Origin of the sequence: Paenibacillus daejeonensis DSM 15491, from assembly GCF_000378385.1 — a bacterium.
Lineage (GTDB): Bacteria > Bacillota > Bacilli > Paenibacillales > Paenibacillaceae > Paenibacillus_D > Paenibacillus_D daejeonensis.
On the sequence record NZ_KB899666.1, the window covers coordinates 119,643 to 143,653 of the forward strand.

At 50.5% G+C, this 24,011-nt stretch carries 15 protein-coding genes; 7 read left to right on the plus strand and 8 right to left on the minus strand.

What is annotated here, in order from left to right; translation table 11 throughout:
* Window positions 1–14: 14 nt before the first annotated feature.
* From F556_RS0121095 to F556_RS34745, 3 genes are read right to left on the minus strand one after another with little or no spacing between them, the layout of a single operon-like run.
* Window positions 15–1,520 carry a response regulator transcription factor gene (locus F556_RS0121095; protein WP_020618987.1) on the minus strand — a complete coding sequence of 502 codons (1,506 nt, stop codon included), beginning with the start codon at window positions 1,518–1,520 and terminating at the stop codon, window positions 15–17.
* Window positions 1,517–3,388 (minus strand): sensor histidine kinase, encoded by a 1,872-nt coding sequence (locus F556_RS0121100; protein ID WP_211222624.1) that lies wholly within the window; start codon window positions 3,386–3,388, stop codon window positions 1,517–1,519. Before F556_RS0121100 ends, F556_RS0121095 begins: the two co-directional genes overlap by 4 nt.
* Window positions 3,389–3,410: 22 nt before the next feature.
* Entirely contained in the window at window positions 3,411–4,289 is an 879-nt protein-coding gene (locus tag F556_RS34745; RefSeq protein ID WP_020618989.1) for an AraC family transcriptional regulator, read from the minus strand.
* A gap of 136 nt (window positions 4,290–4,425) precedes the next feature.
* Between F556_RS34745 and F556_RS0121110 the strand changes: the two genes are divergently transcribed.
* From F556_RS0121110 to F556_RS0121135, 6 genes are all read left to right on the plus strand, one after another.
* Window positions 4,426–6,669 carry an alpha-L-rhamnosidase gene (locus F556_RS0121110; RefSeq protein WP_020618990.1) on the plus strand — a complete coding sequence of 748 codons (2,244 nt, stop codon included), beginning with the start codon at window positions 4,426–4,428 and terminating at the stop codon, window positions 6,667–6,669.
* A gap of 119 nt (window positions 6,670–6,788) precedes the next feature.
* Window positions 6,789–8,939 carry an ATP-binding protein gene (locus F556_RS0121115; RefSeq protein ID WP_020618991.1) on the plus strand — a complete coding sequence of 717 codons (2,151 nt, stop codon included), beginning with the start codon at window positions 6,789–6,791 and terminating at the stop codon, window positions 8,937–8,939.
* Window positions 8,940–8,964: 25 nt separating this feature from the next.
* Window positions 8,965–9,642: a response regulator transcription factor gene (locus tag F556_RS0121120; protein ID WP_040717473.1), complete on the plus strand. Its 678-nt coding sequence runs from the start codon at window positions 8,965–8,967 to the stop codon at window positions 9,640–9,642.
* A 97-nt stretch (window positions 9,643–9,739) separates the two neighbouring features.
* A complete protein-coding gene (locus tag F556_RS0121125) occupies window positions 9,740–9,892 on the plus strand; it encodes a carbon storage regulator (RefSeq protein ID WP_020618993.1) in 153 nt (50 codons plus the stop codon).
* Between the two features lie 185 nt (window positions 9,893–10,077).
* Window positions 10,078–11,097, plus strand: coding sequence for a copper amine oxidase N-terminal domain-containing protein (locus F556_RS0121130; protein WP_020618994.1), 1,020 nt, complete (start codon window positions 10,078–10,080; stop codon window positions 11,095–11,097).
* Window positions 11,098–11,181: 84 nt separating this feature from the next.
* The gene (locus tag F556_RS0121135) at window positions 11,182–11,922 is read left to right on the plus strand and encodes a Fic family protein (protein WP_020618995.1); all 741 of its coding nucleotides are present in this window, start codon (window positions 11,182–11,184) and stop codon (window positions 11,920–11,922) included.
* A gap of 71 nt (window positions 11,923–11,993) precedes the next feature.
* Here the strand turns inward: F556_RS0121135 and F556_RS36485 are convergent, their stop codons facing one another.
* Complete coding sequence (locus F556_RS36485) at window positions 11,994–15,677, minus strand: S-layer homology domain-containing protein (RefSeq protein WP_020618996.1); 3,684 nt, start codon at window positions 15,675–15,677, stop codon at window positions 11,994–11,996.
* Window positions 15,678–15,819: 142 nt separating this feature from the next.
* Here F556_RS36485 and F556_RS0121145 point away from each other — a divergent pair, with 142 nt between their 5' ends.
* The gene (locus F556_RS0121145) at window positions 15,820–16,680 is read left to right on the plus strand and encodes a LysR family transcriptional regulator (protein WP_020618997.1); all 861 of its coding nucleotides are present in this window, start codon (window positions 15,820–15,822) and stop codon (window positions 16,678–16,680) included.
* Window positions 16,681–16,688: 8 nt separating this feature from the next.
* On the opposite strand, the gene F556_RS0121150 is transcribed toward F556_RS0121145, so the two are convergent.
* From F556_RS0121150 to F556_RS0121165, 4 genes are read right to left on the minus strand one after another with little or no spacing between them, the layout of a single operon-like run.
* Entirely contained in the window at window positions 16,689–17,648 is a 960-nt protein-coding gene (locus F556_RS0121150; protein WP_020618998.1) for a DUF4432 family protein, read from the minus strand.
* 23 nt (window positions 17,649–17,671) lie between these two features.
* Window positions 17,672–20,224, minus strand: a complete 2,553-nt coding sequence (locus tag F556_RS0121155) for a glycoside hydrolase family 97 N-terminal domain-containing protein (protein ID WP_020618999.1) — start codon at window positions 20,222–20,224, stop codon at window positions 17,672–17,674.
* 22 nt (window positions 20,225–20,246) lie between these two features.
* Window positions 20,247–22,367 (minus strand): alpha-galactosidase, encoded by a 2,121-nt coding sequence (locus tag F556_RS0121160; RefSeq protein ID WP_020619000.1) that lies wholly within the window; start codon window positions 22,365–22,367, stop codon window positions 20,247–20,249.
* 12 nt (window positions 22,368–22,379) lie between these two features.
* A complete protein-coding gene (locus tag F556_RS0121165; protein ID WP_020619001.1) occupies window positions 22,380–23,999 on the minus strand; it encodes an extracellular solute-binding protein in 1,620 nt (539 codons plus the stop codon).
* Between the last annotated feature and the right edge of the window lie 12 nt (window positions 24,000–24,011).

The window sequence follows — 24,011 nt, forward strand, 5'->3', positions numbered from 1 at the left end:
ATGTTGTCTCACGGCTACGTAACGTCTCGACGGTAATCGGCGGGACCGATACCAGTGAATTCCTTGAACACGCGGCTAAAATGCTTCCAGCTCTTGTAGCCGATCTGCTCCGCAACTTCATATATCTTGATACCCGGCTCCTTCAACATGCGTTTTGCTTCTTCCATCCGCAAGGTTGTCACATATTCGAGAAAGGTCATGCCGGCCCGCTCGCGAAAGAGATGGCTCAAATAATGGGGGCTGACATACACTGCTTCCGCTACATCCGTCAGCGTGAGCGAACCTGTTAAATGGCTGCGGATATAACTCTTGGCACCCACAAGTACATGACCCTCCAGATGTTTGGGGAACAGAATCTCGGCCATGTGATTGACGTAATAAAGCACCTTTTCTCTCAATGCAGCTTCATTTCTTGTCCAGACCAGCTTAGCGATAAGATCGGCTGTTTGTTGCGCGCGAAAGGTTGCAGAGGCAGGCTGTCGCTCTTCCATATGCTCGTACAGCATGAGAAATAATGCCTCTAACCCTCGCACCAACACTTCAACGTCTTTTTGTGCAACCCACGTGTCTAATCGTTGCCCGACCTCGGCAATAAACACCGCTTCATTTGCCGTTTCCAAAGCTGCGCGAAGCGAATGTAAGTCATGCTTTGCGCGCTTGTCGCTTGTCTGTTCCTTGTCCGTGTCATAGATATACTCTCCTGTTCCGTCATACAGACGGGTTAATAAGGACACGCAGGCTTGAAACGCAAGCTCCCCTTCGGCACCTTCACAGACATAAGAAGCGGAACGTCCGATACTGACAGTCAACTTCATCCGCTCGCGCCAAAACGTTGTAAATTGTTCTGTGAATGCGTTGGCGACCCCCTCACCCGCTTCTTGCGAATCTGCAAATACGCCGATAACCAGATTGTTAGGTTCTAAGCGAGGGGTATCGGATATAGAACAGAGATGACCCAGTTCATCGGCAATCTCATCGAATACTTTGGCCAGCAGCCATGAGACCACCTGCACACCCCCAAGTTCGCGGACTCTTGTATCCTCCATATCGTCCACATCCACAGCCAACATCACCTTGAAGCGCTCGCTCATCTGCTCAAATGCCGATCGTGTCATATGCCGGTTCTTCCTAAGCTTATAATTGCTATGCAGCGCGGCGCGCTGCAGTGCAGCCTCCAATTCGCTCTCATTGACCGGCTTCAGCAAGTAATCCACCGTACCGAGTCGCACAGCCTTCTGCATATAACCAAAATCGCCATGCCCGCTAAGCACGATGATTTGAATCGACGGAAAACGGTAGCGGATCGTCTCCGTCATGCCGAGCCCATCCATCCCTGGCATACGGATATCCGTCAAAACGATATCTACGGCGCAAGCGCTTAGGAAATCCAACGCCGCCATCGCGTCCGGCACGGATCCGACCACTTGTATATCCCCATCGCAGGCGAACATCGTCCGAAGCATATGATGCAGTCCCTCCCTGATCTCCTGCTCGTCGTCGACGATCAGCACCTTCATCATCTGCACTCCCCCTCATAGGCTGACATGTCATTCTCGGCAAGAGGAATATGAATGGCTACAATCGTGCCTGCGCTTTCCATACTTTCGATATAGAATCGGGCCTCAGCACCAAATACTAGTTGAAGACGCTGGTAGATGTTCTCCAGACCAATACGTCCGCCCGGGGCTCTGGGGTGCTGCCGAAGCGATTCTAGAAGCGTATCCAGCTTGTCCGGGGACATGCCTTGACCCTCATCTATTATGGAACATACCATGTGCTCGCGTTGCCGTTTCACACGCACCGTAACGCGTATCCGTTGATCGTAAGGCGAAGCCCCATGAGTAATCGCATTCTCGACGAGCGGCTGCAGTAGCAAGCCCGGGACACGAACCTCCAATACCCCTTCCTCCACTTCCATCTTTACGCTGAGCCGCTCGCCAAAACGAAGGCGCTGGATGCTTATGTAGCTCTGAATGAACTGGATTTCCGTCTTTAGCGGTACCATTTCGTTTGCGTTTGTCGCGTGATAGCGCAGCATATGACCGAGCTCGACAAGACCCTGCTCACCTCTTTTGAAGTTGCCATTACGGATGGTCATTCGAATAGTTTCCAACGTATTATGCAGGAAATGAGGGTTAATTTGGCTTTGCAACGCACGAATCTCCGCCTCCTGATGAAGCAGCTTCTCATGCAGCACCTCATTGGATAACAACTGCATTCGCTGCATCATGTGCCGGAACGATTGGCTCAGTTGTCCGATTTCATCGTCGCCGACTTGGCCCATATTGACTGGCGGGGCGGAGAGGTCGACCTGCATTCTCGTAATTCGGGTCAGTTTGCGAAGTGGATTGGTCAGGCTAACCGACAGCATGGAGGATAACAGGATAACCCCCAATATACCTAATGCAATCCATACGACTATCCAGAGCTTCAACCGGTCAGCTTCCTGGCTGACGTTCTGCAGCGGAATGACACCCACGACCTTCCATCCGCTCTCGCGGGAACGGTGATAGCTAACCAGCATGTCGTCGCCATCCATCGTCTGGATACTCGAACCCGAGTCGCCTTGCATCTTTGTGAATCCAGCGTCGTAACCACTTTCCCAAGGGGTGCCCAGAAGGCTGCGGTCCGAAGCAAAGACAATCCGGTTCCGATTGTCTAACACATATAAGCGGGAGTCGGGGCCAAAATCAATATCGCGCATGATATCCCGGATCGCATCAAGCGTCCCGACAATTTGAATCATTCCTTTGAGTAGCTTGGTTTGGGTCTTGCGGAAGGGTTGAACCACGGAGAAGGCATGAAAATCGCCGATAAAAGGATTGTCCCCAAAGAGCGTGAACGGGATGGTCCCCAGGACGGTGGGCGTAAGCTGGTCCCCATCCACATCGCGGAACCAGGGCTGCTCCTCGACGGAGGCATCAAGCCATATGCCACTAGCGGATTGCCTTACGTAGACCTGACCGGAGTCGGTATAGAATAATACCCCTACATAATCCTTGCTTGGATTAAAGGTTATAAATGACAGTGCCTCATGCAGCTTAATCGTATCTTCGAGCCTCCGTTCGGTCCCGGAACTCTCGAAGCCGCTAATCGCTTCTTCCATCATTCGGCTATATGGCTCGACCAGTATCATCTGGGATAGCGATTTCACATCGTTTACATAATCCTCTAGCCTGACATTGACTTGATCCAGCACCTGGGGAATATAATGTTTGATTTGATTTTCCATCGACCGGCGCGAAATATCATAGGCCATCAGACCGGCCACGATGACAATAGCCGTTAACAGTATCGAAAATAAGATGGCCAGCTTGTAAGCAATCGGCCAATGCCTGAACTGCAAACCGTTGAGTCGCACGCCGTGTTGCCCCCCCTGATGCATCATGCTTAAAAGTGCCATCATTATATCAATTCCTCTGATCGACGTAAATTGATTTTATACGGGCTCGGTACCGGGCAGGCGAATAACCTGTTTTCTTCTTAAACAACGCATGGAAGAACTTCAAGTCGCGGTAGCCCACACGATTGGCAATCTCCTGAATGGAAAAAACTGACTGGCCCAACAGCTCGATGCTTTTTTTGATCCGTACATTCTGAATATACTCCGTGAACGTCTGGCCGGTAACCTGCTTAAACTGTTTTTGCATATTGCTTGAGCTGGTCGAAATTAACTGCGCTGCTTGAGTTAAGGTAATCGACTGATGATAATGTCGGTCGATATAGGCTAAGATCGCTCCGATGCCCGTAGCCTCCGGCAGACCTTGGGGCGGGCTGGTCTCCAAGCGATACAAATAGACAAGCAGCCTGGTCAGCTGCGCATACAAGACCGCCTCGAAGCCCGGTTGTCTGGCACAGTACTCCTGATGCATCGCTTCAAAAAGCTGACGGGCGGTTGCTTGCAGGTCTTTGTACTGCAAATAGCGCTGGCGGTTTGCGGCAAGCATAACGGATAGCTCTGCAGGGAGTGGGTAAGCCAGCGCCAGTTGGCGGGGAAGACGCTCGTCGAACAAGCAATTGTAGACGATCAGTTCATCCTTTGCCGATGGCGAAGAGGGGCGATAGACATGTTCCGTACCGATCGGAATCATGAACAGATCGCCTTTCTCTACCACGATGCGATCGTCGCCAATATAATGAAATCCCTTACCCTCAGCTACATATTGAAGCTCAATGAAGGTATGAAGATGAAGCGGCAGCGCGAAGGCCTCCCGCTCTCTCGTAATATGGAGGGGGAAACACTCATCCCAATAGTCTTGTCCATCCAATATACGTTTGTAGGAACTCATCCGTAACGCTCCTCTCCAGTCAGAACAAAAAAATAAGATTGCCCTATACATAGCATAGATCGTCCTCTATAAACAAGTAAAAAAGCTATGATATGCTGAGAAAAAATGACGACGCTATCGTTAAGGGAGGATATTTATGAAGTGGGAAAGCGAGTGGATATGGCGAAGCAGCGAAGTTCAAATCAATGATTTTGCGTATTTCCGCAAATCGTTTGACCTGCCGATACAACCGGCCTCGGCGCGCTTGTTCGTCTCTTGTCACCATTATGCGCAAGTGTATGTGAATGGCATCCGGCTTGGCGGGTACGGCACGCCTGCTCCGACCGATCCTGAGCATCGAAAACTGTATACGACTTACGAGGTGGCCGACTTGCTGATCGGCGGCTGCAATTGTATTACGGCAGATGCTCATTACCTGGGAGGAGACTGTCAGAATTCGGTCAATGGACGGCCAGGATTCCGTCTGGAGCTGCACTGGCAGGACACGAACGGCAAGACATTCAAGCTACTCTCGGATACGAGCTGGCAGGTGCTTATCGACATGCCGCATCAGACCGGAACACCCTATCAGCAGAACAGAAGAATCTCGGCTATCGAAGCCTATGATGCCAGGAAGTTGGATCCGCAATGGCGCGATCCGGGAGGGGAGTTCCGCCCTGTGTCTGCAGACGCGCAGTTGGCTGCCGTGCGCGTAGATGAGTGGCCTATGCAAAGACAGACGATACCAGAAGGGCATATTGGAGAGGAGATTGTTCCCGAGCAGCTCGGCGTGCTGCGTGGCACCGATGAGGAAGGGAGCGTACAGATCTTTGATGCGGGCAGAATCGTTAGCGGCTGGCCCCGCATCCGTCTCAAAGGCTATGAAGGCATGACGCTTCGCATGCGCTATTCGGAAAATCTCAACCCACTGGGGCGAGTGGGTCATAACGTAGCCAATGAACCTTCTGACACGTATTATGACGAATATACGATGCGCGGCGATGAGGTGGAGTGTTGGCAACCGGATTTTTCGTATAAATCGTTTCGATTTGTCGAGATTACCGGTTACCCCGATCCTATTACAGAGGCGGGCGATCTCGTCGTTTGCGCAGCCAGCACCGCCTTACCCTACGTTGGGCATTTTGAATGCTCTGACGAGCTGTTGAACCGATTGTACGAAGCTGCAATTTACACTCAAAAAAACAATATGCTAGGACAATTGGTCGATTGTCCGCACCGGGAGCAGGCGCAATACTTAGCCGATACAGAGCTTCAATCGGAACTGCTGCTCTATAACTTTGATGCAATCGCCATGATCGACAAGACCTTGTGCGACTTTGCCGATGCGCAGTTGGCGGACGGTACGTTCCCCTTCGTCGCACCGACAACCTACGAACACCCGTCGTTCCATATTCAGATCCCAGAGTGGGACCTGCACTACGCTACGTTGTTATGGAAGGTATACGAGGCAACCGGGGAATCCGCGAGATTAGCGGACCACTACGCAACAATGACAAATATGATTGCTTATTATCTTGGTATTATCGATTCGAACACGGGACTGGTGCCTACCGATAAAGGCTGGCATATCAGCGACTGGCCCTATCCGTCCGTAGATCATAAAGGTCAATTCCTTACCGTGCAACAGATCAAGTTAATTCAAGCGTTAGATGTGGCAGGAAAGGCCGCAGCCTTGCTGGGCAAGACCAGAGACTGGCATCACTACGAGCAACAGGCCAAGGCTCTGCGCAAGCATGTAAACTGGCATCTGTATCTGCCGGAGGTCGGCGGCTACAAGGACAGCCTCGCATCTTCCGCTGCGCATCAGGGAGTGAGCGCCATCGCATTATTTGCCGATGTTGTGCCGCAGGAGCTGCGTGGACGCACGTTAGCCTATGTAAAGCAGAAGGAGTGGGAATGCAGTACGGTCTTGTCGCTGCCTCTGCTACGTATGTTGTTCGACAACGGTTGCGGGGCGGAAGCCTATGCAATCATCGCCCGGCGGGCGTATCCCGGCTGGCTGCATATGATCCAGCAAGGGTCCCTGACACTGTGGGAGGGCTGGCAGGATATCGAAAGCCACTCCCATGCTTGGAACGGCTATCCAGCAAGACTCCTGCAGGAGTATCTCGTAGGCATCCTTTCGACAGCGCCAGGCTTCAAGAAAGCAGTGATTCGGCCGTTTCTGGCCACTGATCTTACTTTTGCCGAGGCCAGCATCTGGACGATACATGGCAATATCTACGCTCGATGGGAAAAAACAGCTCGCGGCCAACTACTTGTGACCACCGACATTCCCGCAGGCATAGCCACTCGGCTGGAGTTGTCTGTTGGCCATTCTATGATAGAAAAGGAACTGACAACAGGCGTAAGTGAGCTCGTGTTTGAAGGGTGCTGGTAACGCCAAGGATCTTAATCGGATAAAGAAAACTTTATATTGCAACTTTGAGCGTTGGAAGAATGCTATTATTAAAACGATTAGCACATTTATAGCGCATCTTGTAGATTGGGGTCGACTTCATGATGAGGCGTAAATTACGACTCGGTTCTCGTTCTATCCTGCTTCAGCTTGCTGTTGTCATTGCGGTTGGTTTGATTGCAAGCTTTACTATCGTGTCTGCGCCAGACTCCCCCAAGGTTCTCAGCGAAGAAGGCAGACTGAATTTAACACAGGCTCAAGTTAGCAAGAATCCCATGCATCTACAGGGTGAATGGACGTTCTACTGGCAAGAGCTGCTCTCGCCAGAGGATATACAGGTTCGTATGGAAAGTGGAGAACATCAGGATCAATACATAACCATTCCAAGCTCTTGGCTGGGTTACCCCATGGATGGTCAAGCGCTCACAGGTGAAGGCTTTGCGACCTATCGGCTAGTTATTGAGCTAAGCGAGCAGGATCGAAATGAGCGATTGGCGCTGCGGCTGCCTACCATTTTTCATTCGTATGTATTATGGGTCAATGGAGAACGGCTCGCAGAAGTAGGTAATGTTGGTCAGGACAAGCATGAGGCAACCCCCCAACTGGCCACAAGGCTGGTGTTCTTCCAACCCGAAGAGGATACGGTAGAGTTAGTCATGCAAGTCGCGAACTTCCATCATAAGCGAGGCGGCATCACCAAAACGATCGAGCTGGGCGGCAGTAACGAGTTATTGATCAGGACCAATCAAAACCTTGCTGCAGATATGTTTATATTGGCAAGCCTGCTAGTCATTGGACTGTATCATCTGCTGTTGTTCGTGCTGCGACGCAAGGACAAGGCCCCCTTGTATTTTGGCCTGCTCACCACGCTGATCGGCATCCGGTCCTTGCTGGTCGGTGAGCTTATGCTCACCCAATGGCTGCCTCATTTCCCGTGGGAACTGCAGTTCAAAATCGAGTACCTGATTCTGTGCATCAGTGGTTATATCATGACCAAGTACTTTGATTGCATTTTCCCCAATTACGTGTCGCGATGGTTTCGTCTTGGCAGCTGGATCGCAACCGGTGCACTCTGCCTAGTTGTTCTGTTGACCCCTGCCCTGATCTATTCCCAACTGTTACTGACGATCGGGGTCGTCGTTGTTCTGCACATGACGTATCTGATGATTGGGCTGGTCCATGAGGTTGTGCGGCGGCAGGAAGGCGCGTTGATCTTCCTGTTGATGTCGGTGATTGCGCTTGTTACGGTCATCAACGATTTTCTGTATTATAATGGCTGGTCACCCATCGGCAATACCTCTCCGACTGGTTTATTGGTGTTCACGATCGCACAGATGATTCTGCTTTCGACCAGATTTACGAGGGCGGCAACGAACGAAGAACGCATTGCACGTGAGCTGCAGGAAGCGAATACCAAGCTGACGGACATGAATGCCAACCTGGAGCGAAGCGTGATGGAGCGCACACAAGCCTTGTCCGCAGCTCACGAAGATCTCCGCCATTCCTATGAGCAACTGCTTCACTCCGAGCACGGGAGAAAGAAGCTGCTGGCCTACATTACGCATGATCTGCGCATGCCGCTCTCCAGTATGCTTGGTTATGTAGAGGCTGTGCAGGATGGAGTCAAGCCGGAACGCAATGAACAGTATTTGAAGTACATCCGGGATAACACGATCCGCATTAACCGCATGATTGAAGAATTGTCCTTCTTGTCCCATCTGGAGACAGGACAAATCGCATACCGAATGGAGCCAATCCCTGTGGTTCATTATTTGTGTGATTTCTATGAACAATATGAGCTGGTTGTGCGTGACGCCGGGTTGGATTTCAAGCTGGATATCGGGGACATAGAGGATCTGCTAACTGATTCGCCTATTGCCGAGATCGATGCACAACGATTGGAGCAAGCGTTGTTTAATCTCGTGTCCAATGCGATGAAGTTTACCCCTGCTGGCGGGACGGTGCGCATAGCACTCACCTTGGACGAAGCGCAAGATCCCCACTATGTGACCATTAGCGTCCAAGACTCTGGCACAGGCATTCCCCCGGAGCAGCTCGAACAAATCTTCGATCGTAATTACAGGTACGAACGATCCGGCATGGAAAAGGAAGTCGAGGGCAGCGGGCTCGGGCTAGCAATCTGCCGGGAAATCGTTCATGCGCATGGAGGAACCGTTCGTGCGGAGAGTGATGGACAGACAGGCGCAATATTCCGTGTCATAATTCCTTGTATTGTACTAGAGAGAAGGTGATGATGTGGCGGACACGCACAAAATAATGATTGTCGATGACGATCCTCATATATGCGAAATTGTTCAGGTGTACTGCGAGAGGGAGGGCTTCACCACCTCCTACAGTCATGATGGGCTAGACGCAATGAAGCTGCTGGTCTCGTTTGAGCCAGATTTGATTATTCTGGACGTCTTGCTCGCGCATGATAACGGCATTGATTGGTGCAGGAACGCACGGAATTACACGGATGCGCCGATCGTATTTCTGAGCAGCCGCGAGGAAGATGAAATCAAAATCAATGCCTTAGCTTATGGCGGCGACGATTATGTAACCAAACCATTCAGTCCGGGCGTCCTCATGGCCAAAATCAAGGCCCATCTTCGCCGAGTGTCCAAGGGCAGAAGAGATCAATTACTGGAGTTACCAGGCTTGACGCTGGATTTCTATGCACAGTCCGTCAACCTGGGCGGTGAACCCATTTTTTTATCTAAGAAAGAGTTCAATCTCCTCTCCTATATGGCGCAAAACGTGAATCGGGTCGTCAGTGCCGATGCGCTGTTTCAGCTCATCTGGGGAATGGAGAGCCTGGAGGATACGCGAACGGTCGCTGTCCACATCAGTAATTTGCGCAAAAAAATCGAAGCGGACCCCGCCAATCCCGAGCGAATCATCACCCTTCGAGGCGCCGGGTATATGCTGGTGGCCGGCAAGCGCGAAGTTTAAGTTTTCTTTGAACTTCACTTAGGAGCCTGTTTACCATGATAAGATGCAAGTAGGAAATAACCTATGCAAGATCCTTCATGGTAAAGGAGTGAGTCCAATGCTGGTCATTGGAAGAAAACCCGGACAATCCATCATTATCAACGAAAAAATAATCATAAAGGTCATCAAAACCGAAGAAGGCCTCTTACGCTTGGCGATTGATGCGCCCAAAGATGTTCCTATCGTGCGCGGAGAGCTGCTTAATTCGTAAGGACCTGACGTGCGTAAAAAGTCGAAAACAACCCGTTCGGGCATAACGCCACGGAACGGGTTGTTTTTTGCCATTTGAGCGTAAACCAAGTAAATCAAGAAGCCTGCTTCACCCTTGGACGTTTCGGCTAATTTATTAAAAAGAGGAAAGAAGGGATTCGATTAAAAAAACATCCAACCACCCTGTTGTGCGCCATCATGGCGCTAGTCCTTGCTATCAGCCCATTTCAGACGGCCCATGCGGATTCCCCCATCACAACCACCGAGTTTTACAAAGCGTATCTGGATGAAGCGATCGTCCAGAAGGCACACCAAGCGAAGGATGTGACGGAGGAGCTGGCGTTATACTTGGCAGATGAAGAGAATCCGCTCGCCGTGCGGGCCGCCGTGATTAATGCCATTGGCTGGGAGAACGAGCAGGCTGAACGAGCGGCATCCTTTGCGCAGCTCACGTATGACAAGCCACTGTCAGAGCTCGCGACGACCAATCTTCGCGGCGATGAGCGCTTCGTCATCGGCTATTTGCTCGCTATGGACGATTACTTCGATACCCGTGAGGCAGAGGCATGGTTAGCGGATGCCAAGCAACTTCTGCCGGACAGCTTTACCGCCGCGTTGATTCATGCCTTGGTCCAAGCGCAGCCAGAGGTGCAGTCCTCCGACTGGACACACGTCTGGAGGATCGTGGCAGACGTTGCCTTCAATACGGACTTGGAGATGGACATGCGGCCAGCAGCCGCCGAAATTATTATTGATTATATGGTGACGTACAGCGACAAGCGCGTCATCAACCCTTTTGCCGAACAAAGCCGTCTGGCGCTGAATATCGGAGCGAGTGATTTCACCCTGAACGGCGAGACGTTCGAGATTGATCCCGGCTATGATACAGCGCCAGCGTTGATCAACGGCACCGCCTACTTGCCGGTTCGTTTCTTGACGGAGGCCATCGGCGGTACGATCCGCTGGGAACCCAACACGCAGACAGTAACTGTGAATACGGCTCACGTGACGATGGAAATGTCGATTGGAGACACGACGGCTGTCGTGGACGGAGAAGAACAGCAATTGCTGGGCGCCCCCTACATCGCCAACGGACGCACCATGCTGCCCTTCCGTTTTATCGGAGAAGCGCTGGGGTTTGACGTATCCTGGAATAGTACCAGTGGCGAAATCGGACTCACGCTGGCCTCCCAGTCCCGCAATTAACGGTGCAAGCGAAGCGGCGAATGTTTAACAAAACCTCCTTGTGATATAATGGTAATCATGTGCCGGGTAAGGAGATGTAAGATCATGAACTTCGTCAAAATCAACAATTTAAAGCAAGAGTTAGATTCACTTCGACCACTTCCGGCTGCAGGCGTGAGAAATTTAGATGAAATTTACCGTGTGGAGTGGACTTATAACTCTAATGCAATCGAAGGAAATACATTAACCCTTCTCGAAACCAAAATGGTTTTGGAAGAGGGTCTTACGATTGGCGGAAAAAAATTACGGGAGCATTTTGAAGTTATTAATCACGCAGAGGCGATTCACTACGTAAAGGACATCGTTAACCGAGAAATAGAGTTGTCTGAATACGTAGTGAAGTCGATTCATCAACTTGTGTTAAGAAATATTGATGACGAGAATGCAGGCCGTTACCGCACGATCAATGTAGGCATATCTGGATCGAAACATACCCCGCCAAACTATACAGTCGTTCCACAGCAAATGGAACAGTTAATTCAGTGGTATCAACAAAATAAAGATCATATACACCCCGTTGAGCTAGCAACGCGACTACATTTTCAATTTGTCTATATTCACCCGTTTACGGATGGCAATGGACGCACGGCACGTTTATTAATGAATCTAGTCCTCATGGGATATGGGTTCCCGCCTGCTATCGTCAAGGCCGAAAGTGGCCTTCGTTTGCAATACTACGAAACGCTTGAAGAAGCCAGTGTCCATAATAATATAAATCCGTTCATTCACTTGATTACGGAATGTATAGAGGAAAGCTTGCAGAAATATATCTCCGTTGTAAAGTAAGGGAAATAAGTAAAAACAGTCGATCCTCTTTAAGGATCGACTGTTTTTGCTTCGTAACAGACTCTTCATCGTTATTCTAATGCATCATACAGCTTGTGGAATAAATTCAAAATGGCTTGCGCAGTTTCTGCGCGGGTGGCATTCGCTGAGGGATCGAAGATGCCCTGGCCTTTGCCTTGCAAAAGCCCGGCGGTCATGGCTTTATTCACGCCCTCTATGGCCCATGAAGAGATGCTAGCTCCGTCCTCGAGATCAGCTATTGCTTGTTCAGAAGCTGTAATGGTACCGTTCTCGTTCTCATAAGCACGAACAAGCAATATCGCCATTTGCTCACGGGTGATGTCCGCATGCGGATCGAATGTGGTCTCCGACACTCCCGTGATCAGCCCCGCTTCATAAGCGATCGCCACTTCCTCTGCATACCATTGTCCCGATGGAACATCTGCAAACGGCACGGAGCTTGCCGCATCTGTCAAGCCTAATGCCCGCACCAGTAAGGAAGTGAACTCTGCGCGAGTGGTAGACCCATTGGGCGTGAAGTGGGTATCGCTTGTCCCGTTAACGATATGCTTGGCGGCGAGCACCTCCAGCGTCCGGGCAGCCCAGTGTCCTGCAGGAACATCTGCGAAAGACTTCGCGTATTCCAGAACCGCATAGGTGCTCAGATGCTCAAGCGTGACCGTCATGGTGGTTGTGCCAGCGTCCACACGGCCTCCTGCATATTCCCACTGCTTGCTTCCTTCATTGTAATAATAGATGCCTAACAACTCTTCATCCACCCCGTCAAGATAAGGCAAGGTAAGCTCCACGCCGCCGTTCCCACGCTGGATGTCGATGACTTCATCGTTGAACTTCAGCTTCAGCGTGATGTCGTAGATCCCACCTACTACGGCCACACGCGCTTGACCTCCAGCGGCAGAGACGTTCGACAGATCTGAAGCACTCACTGGAGCCACGGATATCTCAAGGCTTGCTCCGGACGGGTTCCCCGCCGCCGTCAGCCATTGCTTAAGCGACTCCGCTTGAACCGTGACAATGGCCTTCTCCGCTCTCACCTGCAGCGTTCGTCCACCGAGATCCTCTACAGCTATGGACTTCGATGTGATCCCGCTGCCAAGCTCCACAATTGCTTTATCTCCATCTATGACGATGTCCCCTTGAGACGGCGTCGATGGTTCTGGATCGACTACAGGCGGACTAACAGGCCCTGGATGGATGGGAGGATTCGTTGGACCTGTAGGACTCGTGGTCTGGCCACTAATCGTAACCAGCTTTGTGCCCACAACGCCCGAGCCATCGGCCGCCGTCGCCACTACCGTGACGTTGCCGTTGCTAACAGCTGTCAACAGACCTGATTCATCGATCGTTGCGCTGCCGGTTCCATTCTCGACCGACCAGATGACCGACTTGTTGGTTGCATCTGTTGGCCGTACCTCTGCTGTTAGAGGAAGGGTACCGCCTTTTGTCGTGATGATATCATGACCGTTAACCTGAATGGATTGTACAGGTACCGTCTCTATATCCACCGAGAAGTCCTCAGGATGGTCCACGGTATTGAGCATGCCATAATTCTCTTCGCTTACCCGATAGGCAAAGGTCACCGCCGTATCCTTCTCCACCGTCAGGCTGCCACCTAATGTGCCTTCATGACTATCAATCTGGTCCGTCCAGGTGTAGGTTCCAGGTTCTATAAAGGCGGTCACCATATAGGCATCTTTTCGCGTCTGGACCATAGTGTACAAGCTCTCGTCTCCGTCTTTACGAAGTGACAGCTCCACCTTGGCGGTGCCAATAGGCTTGCTATAGTCTTCCTCGCCTTGAAGCTTGAATACCGTGCGCCCATCGTTAATGGAGTCAAACAGAATGCCGTTTATCGAATCCACCCATAGCACAAAGTTATCCGATTCTCTATCCGATGCCGGGAATACCACATTTCGATTTGCACCAGGAATCTCACCGTTATTCCATGTTCGGTCAAAATTGACCTTGTAATCATACGACACCGCCGCTTCTGGCACCGTATAGGTAAACGCTCTTGCAAAAATGCCGCCGCCAAGGTAATCAAGGGTAGACAACGGACTGGCTTGATCCCAACCGCCAAACGCTTTAAATTCCTCTATCCCCGTCCGATTAAAGAAATTCCCGGTCCAGTTCGCCACCTTCTTAATCTGCTGTACCGGATTACCGTTAACATCCTCACGGACATCCTGTCCCGTTACCACTTTCCCCTCTGTAGCCAATAAACGGATGATTACCTTCTGCGAAGCATTACTTTCGACTATCGCGCCTCTATAGATGGATTCTCCATTGCTTAGAACCTTATAGTCTTTTACCCCCTGAGGAAAGGCTACCTCTGCTTCGTAGATCCCCTGCTCATACAGGCTCATGTTGGTCACGCTATCGCCCACCTGGACCTGTACATAGTCCCCGGCCTTAACATCTATCTCTGCCGTCGGTTCCTCGTTATCCTCTGGGTTGGGCAGATGATAGACTTCCAGCTCATACAAGCTGGCGTAGTCGCTCTTTTTTTCAGTTACATGGACACGAACATATTGATAGTCCACAGCAGCGAAGCGTATCTCCTGTTTCGCGGTGCTTGTGCTTTCTCCTGTAGCAATGACCTCATATCCCGCTTCCGGATCATTTGTACCTTCAACTGTAAATTTTGCTTTGAATGAGTCTGCATAATCTCCAGTAGCACCCCAATACAGCGTCAGCTGATTGAAGGCTGTCGGTGTACCTAGATCCACACCAAACCACGGATTCGGATCCTCTTCATGCAATACGATAAAGGAGGTATAGCTACCGTCTGTAAGATTGCCAACATTCCGCGGGCCAATGCCACGCGTAGCGCCTCTTGCATTGGAGGATGCACTCCCTTGTTTTTGATGGGCAAGATTAACCGTCGCATCCACGCCGCGTCCGGTCACATCCGGTACTTGATCCAGATTGCGGTAGGCAGTTGCAAATGCATGGGCCTTCCGTTCAATGGCATTCACGAGATCTCGATCATAAGGAACCGGATAATTCCTGTAGTCCGAGCTCTCCACCAGCGCCCTCACGACGGACTGATCTTCCTCTCTAATCTGGAGAACGGGTTGTTCCGCTCCCGCGATGGTGTAGAATAGGGTACTCGCCGAGACCAAAGAAGCAAGATCATTCCCGTGAACATTGTCCCCGTTCCGATACCAGTGCTTGCCTTCGTTAAAATACAGGTCATAATAGGCCTCACCGCTAGGAGCAACTAAGGCGCTGTAGTCTTTTGCAACCGCAACGTAGGCATTTGTAAAGGTGGATTGCATGGATTTAAACACATCTTCATTGGACCAGGGCATATACAGCACAAGCTGTGGGTTGGACTCTGCCTCCTGAATCCATGGATCAAACGCCTGAACGCCTTGTCTTAACAAAGCCTCTGTAAATCCAGAGGATTTCTCCTGTAGGACGATATAATCATAGTCCCCCTCAACGATGGCCTCCCGTGTGCTCGCCGCAAGAATCTCTGCCTGATCAATCAGGGAAGCGCCCATCTGGGTCCGCGTATCTATCATCGCCTGTTTGCCGGCATATGCAAACAATCGCTCCAGCTTATCTGCTACACTGTTGTACCTGGTCAAACTGTTGCCCACCATTAATATTCGGATCGGATCCTCTTGAGCCTCCGCCTCTGATGCAAGCGCTTGCAGATTTCCGATGCTCAGAAGGATAACCAATACTATGGCGATCCATTGCCGCAAACTGCTTTTCGTTTTCATATATTCATCCCTTTTCCTTTCGACGCGTTGGATTTTGACTCACTAGCAGTCGGGATGATTATAGTTCAAAAAAAGAGTTGCTGAGAATAACCAGATTATATATATTCATATATATCACAGGATATATGGGGGCTGTATTCGGATGGAGCTATTACAACTACGTTATTTTCGGACAGCGGCCATACTGCAAAACTTCACCAAAACCGCGGAGCACTACAGGATCCCCCAGTCTGCGGTAAGCAAAACCATTCTTAAACTTGAAAGAGAGCTGGGCTGCGATTTATTCACCCGGCACGGAAAGAAAATCGTTTTGAATGAACAAGGCACATTGTTCTTGAAAAAGGTGGATATCGCTCTTACTCATATCGATGCAGCCATAGAGGAAGTGAAATACCCGGTTCTCAAAACCATTGGCATCCACATTCAAAGCGGGGTCCATTTTATACCCGATTTGGTCACTGCCTTTGAACAGTCCCACCCGGACAGTAAGGTGGTCTATTATCAAGGGGAACCCATCCTCTCCCATGAGGGGGAGTTCACCTTTTTTCAGCTTCCCATTGATGAGACCCTCTATAACTACCGCCTATTAATGGAGGATGAGATCATGCTCGCGGCTTCACGCAACAGTACATGGGCCAAGAAGAAAGAAATTGACCTGGCTGCGCTCCACAATGAACCGTTCATTTCCTATGATAAAGGAAACCAGCTTCGGATCTTCACCGAACGAATTTGTGAAGAGCATGGCTTTCAGCCGTCCATTATCTTTGAAGCCCATACTGTCTCCTCCCTCCGCTCCATGGTCGAAGCCAATATGGGCCTTTCTCTCGTTCCCTCGATCTCCTGGAATCTAGAGGTGTCCAAGCATGTGCAATTAATTCCGTTCACAACCCACCCCAAGCGCCAATTAGTCCTTGCCTGGAAAAAAGCCACGCCCCTGACAGCAGACAAGCAGCAATTTCTAGACTTTGCTCTTGCGTGGTTTAACGAGTTATCAAAACCCTAACGGAAGATTCAACAACGATCCAAATTTCCTTCCAAACAAACCTCAAGTTGCCATGTAGCCGTTTGACCGCCGGAAACCTGCTTCACCTTCCCTCGGTTATACGCTTCCTGCACGGAATCCAAATAGCCTGTCGCAGGTTCGGGGGCAACGGTGTAATGTCCAAAAGCGCCATAATGCGCCCATATGGCCAAATAAGGGATTTCCTCAGGATCAAAACGAAAAACAATGCCAGCGCCGGAGACCGGATCGGTGATGGCTGCGTAGCCATCTTGCAAAGGATCGGTAAAATAATACTTCTCCGCATGTCCACAGGAAGCGTCCTCCAGGATGGACAGGTCTGTAATCCCTTCATCTCTTGTTCGCGCCAAAGGGTAAGCGGAAATAGCATGCCTCTCGCCCAAACGTTCCCGATGAGAATAGGTAAGCTGAATGTTTCCTTCGGCGGGTATGGTATGGAGCTTCATCCCCGGCTCCACCTTCAGCAATGGATGAGCCGCCCATAAATAAGAAAATGATGCGGCAGCCCGATTCACAAGTTCATATTCCATATGGAGTCGGTTGCCTGTCAGAGTGAGTCTTTTTTTCAGAGTATAGGGAAGCTCAATACCATCCACTTCCATACACAACCGATCCCCCTCATAGGTGTACCGCCATGGTCTGCTCCATACCTCTCCATGGTCTGGAAACATAAGATGTTCCCAAGGCTTGTCGGGGCAAGCCGACGGCGTAATTGTCGGGAACATTTCATCCCAGCCGCCACAGTCGCCATCCTCCCAGCTCATTCCCATCGTCAAAGGCTCCCATGGGCGATTGGTTCGAAAAATCCATTCCCTTTCAATTGTTTTGTCGAACAAGGATACGATTTTACTACCGCGGTCTGGCACTACGGTTACCCCCAAGCTGCCATTTTCACCTCTGATGCATGTATAGCCCTCATAGGCAAACTCCTTCCAGGTTGTCTTATTCAATCCATCTCCTCCTCATCCCCCTCTTACTCATCTGAAATAATAGCCAAACCGTAAATATGGGCTGCCCGTCCTTCGTCATTGTAGAGCCGGATCTTATTATTGCCTGCCTGCATCCAGATGCGGATTTCGCGTTGCTCCTTGATATCCCACACCGGGAAGCCCCAGCCGGCCGTGCTGTGCAGATTGGTACGATACGTGTGCGCTCCTCCGTTAAGCTCGATGCTAAGGTCTCGGCTCTCCCCTGCACAGTAGTCAAAGCGCATGAGATAATAGCCCTCCGCAGGCACCGTAACAGGGTCAAACGCAAGCTCGCCGCCTTCACCAAGACCAGTAGCCTTCTTCGTGCCTACTGCATCCAGCACCAATTCGGCGCCGCCGCTCAGGTTGCCCTTCCCCACGGGAATATACATTTCTTTCGGTGGGTGGTTATCAATAATGTGGATTCGTTCCAATGCAGGCACCGCACCTGCGATTCGCTCCACTTCCAACGCGCGCACTCCGCCAGCGAACGGAAATACCACATCGCGGGTCATGAATATTTTATTGGACCCGCTTGGTGGCATATCCATGTCCACTTGGTTGATTCCGTCGCTTACACGTAGCGTCCAAGGCTCAGGTGCTGCATAGAACAGTCTTATAGTCTGAGGTGTATTCGTGGTTTCGACTGAAAAGACAAGACTGCCATTCAGCAACACCGCTGTCTGTTCATTTTCATATACGACCGGCTCACTGCCTTGCCGTGTTTTTCCTGCATGTGCCAAGTACTCTGTTCTTGCTTCACTCATGTAACCGGAGCACATGCCTTGGGGCAGGTCCGAGATTTGCTTAGTAATATAGACTCCGGCACCGCCGCTTTTCAGTAACGGAAGCTCTATGACTTCGCCAGAAGTCACTGTGATGCGCTTAACTTTCATCAATTCGCCGCTGGAGTCATCCTCATAGACATCTGCCTCAAACTCACCTTCTGGCAAGAAATCCATCGTTAGACGCAAGATCATCGCTTCATCGGTAATGCAGCCAATCAACCATTCCTCTTTCGACCGGCGCATAATAGCTGCATGATGACCTGGAAAACCGGACAACACCTTCACCTCATCGTAAACAGGCTTCATGCGGCGCAGCAACTCGGTTCCCCGCCATGCCTCCAAATAGTGAATGGAAGCCGCAATATGCGAAGCGCCGGATTCATAGACAACGGAGAGTGCCAGTTGATGCGCTAACGTCGTGTTTCGGTTGTTGTTGGAAAACCCGGTCGGCGTGTAATCCATCGGACCGATCACATTGCGCGTAAAAGGAACTGTGCAATTGTGCTTGGCGTCCGGCAAGCCGCCCCACATATAATGTTCAATTCCCAAGATTCCTTCTGCCGTCATAAAGTTCGGCCATGTGCGCCCTTCGCCCATACATTTGGTTGATCCATGAAAATTAATCATTAACCTATGTTCCGTCATTACGTTTGCAATCATCTCGTATTGCCACATCGTATGCTGGGAATCGTTCTGGAAGAAATCGACCTTTAGCCCGTCAACCCCGCAGCTCGCCCACAACGGAATTTTCTCTCGCGCTTTTTCAGGAGTGTCAATATATTGCATGGCGCTCCAGAGCCATACAACAATTCCCTTGGAATGGGCATAGTTGCACAGCTCTTTCAGCCATGTTATGTCCCAGTCCGCATCTACCGTCAGACCTTCAAACCCGACCGCTGCCGCAAAATCCACGTAACGTTTTTGCTCGGTGTAGAGCTGGGCACTATTCATATACTCCCACCAGCCCCATAAACAGCGCCCCGGCTTGATCCAGGTTGTATCCTCCATTACAGAAGGCGGATTCAAGTTATAGTTGATCGTGGTATTGACCAACTCATTCAAATCGTCTGTAGCCACAATGACGCGCCAGGGAGAGGAGAACGGAAGGCTGCAGGCGAGCGGTCCACCCATTTCTTCCGGTGCAAATTCCAAAGATAAGGTTCGCCCTCCGGCTCCGCGCAGATGACAGGAACAATAACTGCCGTCTGTGTTATACACCTCTGCTTCTGTAAGCATGACCCAGCCGCCATGGTCCGCATGGAACAAGCTAGGCATTCCGTAATCTCTGCCTTCCTTGTCCTCCCAGCCGGTACGGTCATAGGTGCCTTCATAGCTGCTTACCCACTGCTGCAGCCACAGATCATTGTAGGTCTCTGGCAAAGTGAAGGTGGTTGCTTCACGTATAATTTTCATGGGCTTCTCTACATCAGACCTTACTTGATAACGGAAAGCAGCGCCATCATTGTAAGCACGCGCACACAGGACAAATGTATACGAGCCGCACGCAAACGCTAACGTCATTTCATTCGCATGATTTTCATAAACCGCTTTTTTACCCGCGGGGATCGAATAACTCTCGTCCACAACAGCATGAGTTTTGTTTACAAAACGAAAGCCTGTTGTAAAGTTTTCTATATCACTTTCAAAGCCAAGCCCGCTTGGCCCGATGACCGTTTGGCCGTTGCGCTCCACGGTGTACCGCAACTCCTTCTCGGGAGTCTCATAAACGGTGAATTTAACTGCGTTATTTGGCGAATCCAATTTCCACATCGATGCAATCTCCTGTCTAATGTTATTTATTTCCCTCTCCACGCGATCGCTCCGGCAACAAGCGCACCATGCAGCTGGCATAGTCATGGTTAAGTGAAAGATCGAGACCATGATTCATTAAGAATGCACCTGAATAGTGCTGCTGTTGCTGGCCTTCTCTGTCCACCTGATAGATCGTTTTCGGGTTCAAGCCTCTTGGACGGATAGAAAACGTCGTGCGCCAGCGAGAAGGATGATCCAAGAAGGCAAACAGCACGCTTTCTTCTCCATTTTCGTATTGAACGGCCTGCAGTCCGTCCACCGGCAGCGAAGCCAATCGGTGTAATCGCCCAAACTGAATAATCGGACGGATGTCTTTATAGATCTTCACATAGGTTGCCAGAAGCTCCATATCCTCTACTGTGCACTCATTTAGATTCATCCCAATGCCGAGCGCACCGCACATGGAGCTATGCAACCGGAATAACAGCGGCATGGTACGTTTGCCATTGTTCCCCGAATCCGTCACCCAGGCACGCATATACTTGATGGGGTATAGATAGCTATATCCTTCTTGAATAGACAGCCGGTCCAGAGGATCCGTGTTATCACTTGGCCAGAACTCGTCAAAATAGTGCATCGCGCCATAATCCACGCGGCCGCCGCCGCTTGCACAAGCTTCCCACTCGACCTCGGGATGCAGCGTTCGGAGCGATTGGATAATATGATAGAACCCTTTCGTATGCTGGTACCAAATGGTTTTAAATTCACTGGGGTCCAAATTGGCAGAAGCCACCTCGCTTATGCCTCTGTTCATATCCCATTTGATATAGGCGATCTCATGCTCCGCAAGCAGCCGGTCGATCTCCCCAATGATATAATCCCGAACGTCTTGCCTTGTCAGGTCCAGCATGTACTGGTAGCGCCCCTCCATCACCGGACGATTGGGATAATGATAGACCCAGTCAGGATGCGCACGATACAACGCACTGTCGCGGTTTACCATTTCGGGCTCGATCCACAAGCCGAATCGCATGCCGTAGCTCTTCAGCTTGCGGGTCAACGGAGCCAGACCGTTGGGGAACTTAACCGCGTTCACCTGCCAATCCCCCAACCCCGCATGATCATCGCTGCGCTCGCCAAACCACCCGTCATCCATGACAAACAGCTCCACACCGATCTGTGCAGCCTTGTCGATCAGTTCCAGCTGCGCCTGTTCATTCACATCGAAGTAAGTGGCCTCCCAGGAGTTATATAAGACAGAAAGCGGCTGATCTGCCAACGGCTTGGGCATGACGTATTGTCTGGAGAACTCGCCCATCGCATTGGACATGCGGTCCAGCCCATCCGGCGAGTACCCCAGGTACAGAGCCGGTGTTTCCAGCGCTTCCCCGCCTGCCAACCGCCATTCAAAGTCGGTATCGCTCATCCCCGCCAGAATATTCAAATACTCGTACGGCGTTTGCTCCAACACGATTTTAAAATTGCCCGACCATGCCAGAGCACCGTAATAGACCTCTCCGTAGGTTTCACCCGCATTCTGATATAGCACAAAACTCGGATTGGCTACATGCCCGGTTGCGCCACGCAAGCTTTCCAAAACCGTCTTTCCGCCCGCGATGGTTTGCTCGTAAGCATCAAAATCCGCATTCCACATGCCATTAAAGTTTTTCAGCGTCCAGCCTGCTCCGGGCAATGAACATTCTCCCGAATGCAAACGCTCCATTGTAACCATTTCACTGCCGATGTTTTTTACGGTGCGGCGCTTCTCGATGATATCCACGTCTTCATACACCTTGTAGTGCAAGCACATTTGCAGCGGATACACTAGATCTTCCAACACCACGGTGAGTTCATTCTTGTCGATGGTGTGCCCCGCATAGCGATAACGAAAATCCCGGACGCCATCGGCAAACGCGACTTTGAACGACGTTTCTTTGAAGCGCATGGTTCCAAACGAGGAGCATTCTTCTCGCTTCACATCCTGGATCGGATGAAAGCCCTGCTCCCATACATAGGGCTCATTCTTGAAATCATCAACCGAATCAATGCGTGCTCCCCAATACAGATGCCGCAAGAGCCCCTCCTGATCCACACTAAAGCTGTACGAGCAGCTTCTTGTGGTTAACAAAAAAACATGGTTATCTCCATGGATAATAGCCATCTTAGTTCTCCTTTAATTGTTCTCGGCCGTATGATACAGCTCCATACGAACCTTATAGTTAGCCGTGTAAATATCTTCAATTTTCTTGGCATCATTGGCTTCTAATTCCGCAATCATGTCTGCATACATCTTCTCAATTTCATCCTGCGAATTGGCATACACCATATTAGAAAAGCTATTGTCGATAATATCCTTGATTTTTTGTTCACTTAAGGCGTCAGGCGTGCCTCCCTTTGGACCAAGATCATCATAGAGCGCCGTATCCCATGTGGAGCCTTCCATCGATTTCAAGGCGTGTTCATTCACACGATCCCTGTTGTAACGGAACATTAAGTCATAAGGCGTGCCATCCTCGCCCAATCCATTACGAATCATCCATGTCCATTTGCGCGCGCCCGTCGTTTTTGAGAATTCTGCCCAATCCGCACTGATGGCGTCCAACGCTTCCTGTGTCGGTACATGAACGCCGTTCTCCATATTCCAGTTCATGCCTTCTTTGCCCCACATCAGCAAATACTGACCTTCTTCACTTGCCAGGAAGTCCAAAAACTTGATGGTTTCTACCGGATGCTCGTTCGCTATCGTAATCCCAAGACCGTCCCAGCCCAAGGAACTGCGGGGACCGAAGGTGGTTTGATCCGGATTCACGCCTGGAGCCGTAACTTTAAATCCATAGAACAGTTGATTCGTGTCCTCGCCATGTTCAGCGCGGAATACGCTATTGGCTTCATTCACGATACCGCCCGCCGTCGCAAACACGCGTCCGCTGGCCGTTTTCTGCTCATATTTTTGAGCCTTATTGATGCCCCACTCCCGATCAAGCAAGCCTTCCGTATACAGCGTGTTGATAAATTTGATCATGTCCAAGTACCGCGGATCTCTGACGATAAATTCAAGACGGCCATCTTGCTCATAATACGTTTTCATCCCGTACATGGCTTTGAACGAACCCATGATGGTAGGCATGTGATCTGCGTTCACGGTCATCGGTATGGAAGGATTTCCGTCTACTGTCGGATACGTAGCTTTAAATTTTCTTAGCAAGTCTAAAAATTCATCCTGCGTAAAAGAATCTCCCGCCAACGCTCGCTCTCCATATCCGAACTCCTCCAGAATATCCATACGCATATTGATGGCCCAGTTAGGATCGGGGTCCAAGCCGTACCAGTTGTTCAGATAATAATTTTTGCCATCCTCATACACACTTTTGGAAAGCACGTCTCCATAACGCTCCTTGATATTCGGCGCGTGCTCCTCAATCAAATCATTCAGCGGGATCAAAGCTCCGCCGGCAATGTACTTGTTCAAGGTCGCCTCACGTCTGTCGATTAAAGCGATGTCAGGCAAATCGCCGCTGACTAACATCAAATTCAGTTTTTCATCCGGGTTGCCGGTTGGCTGCTGCACTTCAATGAATACACCGGTACGCTTGGTGATCTCTTCTGCGACGGGATTCGTAAATGGATCCCCTACATTTTTATCAAACAAAGTTAACGTGATTGGCTTCGTCGATGTGCCGCTACCGCCTCCCTCTTCGGATGTCGCGCCACCCCCGCTTTTGTTCCCATCACTGCATGCGCTCAAGAGCATGGTGGATGCAAGGACCGCTGCCAGGATCATTCTTTTTCTCATGTTGAAACCCTC